This window comes from Auritidibacter sp. NML100628 (genome assembly GCF_003185985.1).
GTDB lineage: Bacteria > Actinomycetota > Actinomycetes > Actinomycetales > Micrococcaceae > Auritidibacter > Auritidibacter ignavus.
Genome location: NZ_QHLP01000029.1, coordinates 1 through 5,293 on the forward strand (window position 1 = coordinate 1; position 5,293 = coordinate 5,293).

Below are 5,293 nucleotides of genomic sequence, written 5' to 3' on the forward strand. Positions count from 1 at the left end.
TTTTTTTGTTTGGTTGCCATGGCCTCTTTTTTGCCTCGTTGGTTTTGGGGTTGTGGTTTGGCCAGTGGTGGGTTTTTCCGGCCTGCCTTTTGATCGTTCTTTCTGGGGCGTGACTTCATTTTTGTTGTTCTTGTTTTGGAGAGTTTGATCCTGGCTCAGGATGAACGCTGGCGGCGTGCTTAACACATGCAAGTCGAACGATGAAGCTACAGTTTGCTGTGGTGGATTAGTGGCGAACGGGTGAGTATCACGTGAGTAACCTGCCCTTGACTCTGGGATAAGCCTGGGAAACTGGGTCTAATACTGGATATGACTTCTGACCGCATGGTTGGTTGTGGAAAGTTTTTGCGGTTTTGGATGGACTCGCGGCCTATCAGCTTGTTGGTGGGGTAATGGCCTACCAAGGCGTCGACGGGTAGCCGGCCTGAGAGGGTGACCGGCCACACTGGGACTGAGACACGGCCCAGACTCCTACGGGAGGCAGCAGTGGGGGATATTGCACAATGGGCGCAAGCCTGATGCAGCGACGTCGCGTGAGGGATGACGGCCTTCGGGTTGTAAACCTCTTTCAGCAGGGAAGAAGCTTTGGTGACGGTACCTGCAGAAGAAGCACCGGCTAACTACGTGCCAGCAGCCGCGGTAATACGTAGGGTGCGAGCGTTATCCGGAATTATTGGGCGTAAAGAGCTCGTAGGCGGTTTGTCGCGTCTGCTGTGAAAGCTCAGGGCTTAACTCTGAGTTTGCAGTGGGTACGGGCAGACTGGAGTGCAGTAGGGGAGATTGGAATTCCTGGTGTAGCGGTGGAATGCGCAGATATCAGGAGGAACACCGATGGCGAAGGCAGGTCTCTGGGCTGTTACTGACGCTGAGGAGCGAAAGCATGGGGAGCGAACAGGATTAGATACCCTGGTAGTCCATGCCGTAAACGTTGGGCACTAGGTGTGGGGGATATTTCCACGTTTTCCGCGCCGTAGCTAACGCATTAAGTGCCCCGCCTGGGGAGTACGGCCGCAAGGCTAAAACTCAAAGGAATTGACGGGGGCCCGCACAAGCGGCGGAGCATGCGGATTAATTCGATGCAACGCGAAGAACCTTACCAAGGCTTGACATACACCGGATCGTTCCAGAGATGGTTCTTCCCTTTTTGGGCTGGTGTACAGGTGGTGCATGGTTGTCGTCAGCTCGTGTCGTGAGATGTTGGGTTAAGTCCCGCAACGAGCGCAACCCTCGTTCTATGTTGCCAGCATTTGGTTGGGGACTCATAGGAGACTGCCGGGGTCAACTCGGAGGAAGGTGGGGATGACGTCAAATCATCATGCCCCTTATGTCTTGGGCTTCACGCATGCTACAATGGCCGGTACAGAGGGTTGCGATACTGTGAGGTTGAGCTAATCCCTTAAAGCTGGTCTCAGTTCGGATTGGGGTCTGCAACTCGACCCCATGAAGTCGGAGTCGCTAGTAATCGCAGATCAGCAATGCTGCGGTGAATACGTTCCCGGGCCTTGTACACACCGCCCGTCAAGTCACGAAAGTTGGTAACACCCGAAGCCGGTGGCCTAACCGTTGTGGGGGGAGCCGTCGAAGGTGGGACTGGCGATTGGGACTAAGTCGTAACAAGGTAGCCGTACCGGAAGGTGCGGCTGGATCACCTCCTTTCTAAGGAGAAAGTTTTTTCTCAGTGTTTTTGTTGGTGCCCTGGTGTGGTGACTGATGCTGTTGTGGTGTTGGTGCTGGGGTGCTGTTTGGGTGGATCATCAATGAATCCCTGGTTGTGTGGGGGTCATGCTGTGGGCTTGGCTGGTTGCTGCTATTAGTACTGTTCCGCGTCGCGTGTTGTGTGTGGTGTGGTTCGTGGAGTGTGGTGGTTGCTGGTGGTGTTCTGGTGTGTTTGGTGCACTGTTGGGTTATGGGGTAATTGTTCCCTGGTGGCCTGTCTGCTCTTGTTGTCATCGTGTTGGTGGTGATGGGGGTGGGTGGGGTGTTGTTGTGGTAATTGCATAGTGGACGTGAGCATCTATCATGACACTGCGGTTTGTGGTGTTGTGGTTGTGCTGCAAAGAGCATGAGTTTGTGCTGCGATCATTGGCCTGTTGGGGTTGGTGGTTGTGGTGGTGTTTCTTTGTGGTTGCTTTAGTTGTTTGTTTTGTGTGTCCAGTCACCATCGCATGATGCTGGTTTGGTGTTGTGTGTGGTGTTGGTGTTGCTTGTTTTGTGGCTTACGTGTGGCGCCATCGGTTGTCCCCTGTGATTCCTTCGTTGTGTTGGGTTGTGGGGGTTGGTGGTGTTTGTAAGTTGTGAAGGGCGCATGGTGGATGCCTTGGTAATAGGAGCCGATGAAGGACGTGGGAATCTGCGATAAGCCTGGTGGAGTTGATAACCGAGCGTTGATGCCAGGATGTCCGAATGGGGTAACCCCGCGCATCGTGGTGGTGCGTGACCGCTGGTTGAATGTATAGGCCAGTTGGAGGGAACGTGGGGAAGTGAAACATCTCAGTACCTGCAGGAAGAGAAAATAATAATGATTCTGCTAGTAGTGGCGAGCGAACGTGGATGAGGCTAAACCTGGTGCGTGTGATACACGGTAGTGGTTGCGTGCTGGGGGTTGTGGGATGCGCTGTGCTGGTTCTACCGGGCTGGCGAGTGATGGTTGCGTGTATGCGAAGTAGTTTGGATGCTACACCGTAGTGGGTGAGAGTCCCGTAGTGGTAACGCGTTGGCCGGGCTTTGGTGTTTTCCCGAGTAGTACGGGGTTCGTGGAGTCCCGTGTGAATCTGCCAGGACCACCTGGTAAGTCTAAATACTTCCTATTGACCGATAGTGGATCAGTACCGTGAGGGAATGGTGAAAAGTACCCCGGGAGGGGAGTGAAAGAGTACCTGAAACCATGTGCTTACAATCCGTTCGAGCGTCCTGTGGGGTGTGAGAGCGTGCCTTTTGCAAAATGAGCCTGCGAGTCAGTGATGCGTGGCGAGGTTAACCCGTGTGGGGTAGTCGTAGCGAAAGCGAGTCTGAAGAGGGCGGTGAGTCGCGTGTTCTGGACCCGAAGCGGAGTGATCTACCCATGGCCAGGTTGAAGCGTGTGTAAGAGCACGTGGAGGACCGGACCCACTTCAGTTGAAAATGGAGGGGATGAGTTGTGGGTAGGGGTGAAAGGCTAATCAAACTCCGTGATAGCTGGTTCTCCCCGAAATGCATTTAGGTGCAGCGTTGCGTGTTTCTTGCTGGTGGTAGAGCTACTGGTTGGCTGATGGGCCCGACAAGGTTACTGACGTCAGCCAAACTCCGAATGCTGGTGAGTGAGAGCGTGGCAGTGAGACTGTGGGGGATAAGCTTCATGGTCGAGAGGGAAACAGCCCAGATCATCGGTTAAGGCCCCTAAGCGTGTGCTAAGTGGAAAAGGATGTGAAGTTGCTGAGACAACCAGGAGGTTGGCTTAGAAGCAGCCACCCTTGAAAGAGTGCGTAATAGCCCACTGGTCAAGTGATTTTGCGCCGACAATGTAGCGGGGCTTAAGCATACCGCCGAAACTGTGACAAACCACCGTGTGGTGGGTTGGGTAGGGGAGCGTCGTGCGTGTGGTGAAGCAGTCGTGTGAACGGTTGTGGAGAGCGTGCGAGTGAGAATGCAGGCATGAGTAGCGATAGGAGGGTGAGAAACCCTTCCGCCGGATGACTAAGGGTTCCAGGGTCAAGTTCATCTTCCCTGGGTTAGTCGGGACCTAAGGCGAGGCCGACAGGCGTAGTCGATGGATAACGGGTTGATATTCCCGTACCAGTGGTAGACCGTCCCTGCTGAGCTGGTGATACTAACCACCCGAGCCTTCCTGGATCACCTTTCGGGGTGACGTGGTTGGTGAGCGTGGGACCTGAACTGGTGAGGCAAGCGTGTTAACAGGTGTGACGCAGGAAGGTAGCCGGGCCAGGCAGTGGAATGGTCCTGGTCTAAGCGTGTAGGATGCAGGGTTGGTAAATCCGCTCTGTGTGTGTCTGAGACGTGATGGGCTCCCACGTGGTGGGAGATCTGGTGATCCTATGCTGCCAAGAAAAGCATCGACGCGAGGTTGACATTGCCCGTACCCTAAACCGACTCAGGTAGTCAGGTAGAGAATACTAAGGCGATCGAGAGAATCATAGTTAAGGAACTCGGCAAAATGCCCCCGTAACTTCGGAAGAAGGGGGGCCTCGACCTTGACACCCACGTGCTGGGTGGAGGGGGTAGGGGCCGCAGAGACCAGGGGGAAGCGACTGTTTATCAAAAACACAGGTCCATGCGAAGTCGTAAGACGATGTATATGGACTGACTCCTGCCCGGTGCTGGAAGGTTAAGCGGAGCTATTAGCCCTTGTGGGCGACGTGGTGAAGTTAAGCCCCAGTAAACGGCGGTGGTAACTATAACCATCCTAAGGTAGCGAAATTCCTTGTCGGGTAAGTTCCGACCTGCACGAATGGAGTAACGACTTCCCCGCTGTCTCAACTGTGAACTCGGTGAAATTGCAGTACGAGTAAAGATGCTCGTTACGCGCAGAAGGACGGAAAGACCCCGAGACCTTCACTATAGTTTGGTATTGGTGTTCGGTGTGGCTTGTGTAGAATAGGTGGGAGACTGTGAAGCTAGCACGCTAGTGGTAGTGGAGTCGCTCTGTGAAATACCACTCTGGTCATAGTGAACATCTAACTTCGGACCGTGATCCGGTTCAGGGACAGTGCCTGATGGGTAGTTTAACTGGGGCGGTTGCCTCCTAAATGGTAACGGAGGCGCCCAAAGGTTCCCTCAGCCTGGTTGGCAATCAGGTGTTGAGTGTAAGTGCACAAGGGAGCTTGACTGTGAGACTGGCAGGTCGAGCAGGAACGAAAGTTGGGACTAGTGATCCGGCGACTCGTTGTGGAACGGTCGTCGCTCAACGGATAAAAGGTACCTCGGGGATAACAGGCTTATCTTGCCCAAGAGTTCATATCGACGGCATGGTTTGGCACCTCGATGTCGGCTCGTCGCATCCTGGGGCTGGAGTTGGTCCCAAGGGTTGGGCTGTTCGCCCATTAAAGCGGTACGCGAGCTGGGTTCAGAACGTCGTGAGACAGTTCGGTCCCTATCCTCTGCGCGCGGTGGAGAATTGAGAAGGGCTGTCCTTAGTACGAGAGGACCGGGACGGACGAACCTCTGGTATGTCAGTTGTACCGCCAGGTGCATGGCTGATTGGCTACGTTCGGGATAGATAACCGCTGAAAGCATCTAAGCGGGAAGCTTGCTTCAAGATGAATTCTCCTGACACCCTTGTGGTGTGAGAGGTTCCCAG

Annotated in this window: 2 rRNA genes; both read left to right on the top strand. The window is 54.3% G+C overall.

Going from position 1 to position 5,293, the window contains the following annotated elements:
- The first annotated feature begins 132 nt into the window (after positions 1-132).
- Positions 133-1,656 (top strand): 16S ribosomal RNA (locus DCC24_RS11795).
- 629 nt (positions 1,657-2,285) lie between these two features.
- Positions 2,286-5,293: ribosomal RNA gene (locus DCC24_RS11800) — 23S ribosomal RNA — on the top strand; the annotation flags it as partial.